Source organism: Aquipseudomonas alcaligenes NBRC 14159 (assembly GCF_000467105.1).
In the GTDB taxonomy this organism is placed as follows: Bacteria; Pseudomonadota; Gammaproteobacteria; order Pseudomonadales; family Pseudomonadaceae; genus Aquipseudomonas; species Aquipseudomonas alcaligenes.
The window spans coordinates 1-1,185 of record NZ_BATI01000109.1; the positions used below are offsets into that span (position 1 = coordinate 1).

General features: G+C 57.3%; 1 protein-coding gene. It reads left to right on the forward strand.

What is annotated here, in order from left to right; all coding sequences use genetic code 11:
- Nucleotides 1-60: 60 nt before the first annotated feature.
- Nucleotides 61-1,041: an IS5-like element ISPre1 family transposase gene (locus tag PA6_RS22265; RefSeq protein ID WP_021703206.1), complete on the forward strand. Its 981-nt coding sequence runs from the start codon at nucleotides 61-63 to the stop codon at nucleotides 1,039-1,041.
- Nucleotides 1,042-1,185: the final 144 nt, after the last annotated feature.

Below are 1,185 nucleotides of genomic sequence, written 5' to 3' on the forward strand. Positions count from 1 at the left end.
CTCTGAAGAAGACTTCCAGATTTTGGCAAAATACCCGGATTCCACCCGCTGAGTTTCCCCATGAAGCAGATGACCTTCGCTGACGCCGAGTACGCCGGTAAGCGCAAACAAACCCGCAAAGAGTTGTTCCTGATCGAGATGGATCGGGTGGTGCCGTGGAAGGGTTTGATTGCCTTGATCGAGCCGCATTATCCCAAGGGTGAAGGCGGTCGTCCGGCCTATCCGCTGATGGCGATGCTGCGCGTGCACCTGATGCAAAACTGGTTCGGTTACAGCGATCCAGCGATGGAAGAGGCGCTGTACGAGACCACCATCCTGCGCCAGTTCGCGGGGCTGAGCTTGGAGCGTATCCCCGATGAAACCACCATCCTCAACTTCCGTCGTTTGCTGGAGAAGCACGAACTAGCCGCCGGCATCTTGGCTGTCATCAATGGCTATCTGGGCGACCGAGGGCTGTCGCTGCGCCAAGGCACGATCGTCGATGCCACGCTGATCAATGCGCCGAGTTCGACCAAGAACAAGGACGGTAAGCGCGACCCGGAAATGCATCAGACCAAGAAGGGTAACCAGTACTACTTCGGCATGAAGGCGCACATCGGTGTCGATGATGAGTCGGGCTTGGTGCACAGCGTGGTGGGCACGGCGGCCAACGTGGCCGATGTCACCCAGGTCGATAAGCTGCTGCACGGCGATGAGAACATGGTCGGTGCCGACGCGGGTTACACCGGCGTCGAGAAACGCCCTGAACATGAAGGCCGGGAGGTCATCTGGCAGATCGCCGCCCGCCGTAGTACTTACAAGAAGCTTGATAAGCGCAGTGCTTTGTACAAAGCCAAGCGCAAGATTGAGAAGGCCAAGGCTCAGGTACGAGCCAAGGTCGAGCATCCGTTCCGGGTGATCAAGCGCCAGTTCGGTTATGTGAAGGTGCGCTTCCGTGGTCTGGCGAAGAACACGGCGCAACTGGTGACGCTGTTCGCGCTGTCGAACCTGTGGATGGCGCGCCGACATTTACTGGCGAATGCAGGAGAGGTGCGCCTGTAATGTGGGAAATGGCTGCCGCGAGGTGCTCGCGGCGGCTAAAAACACAGAAATAAGCGGGTGATCTGAGCGTTTTTGATCGATTTGCCGCTTTTAAAATCGGCAGGGGCTGAAGTCAGCCAGAAATACACAACTACTTCAGACCAT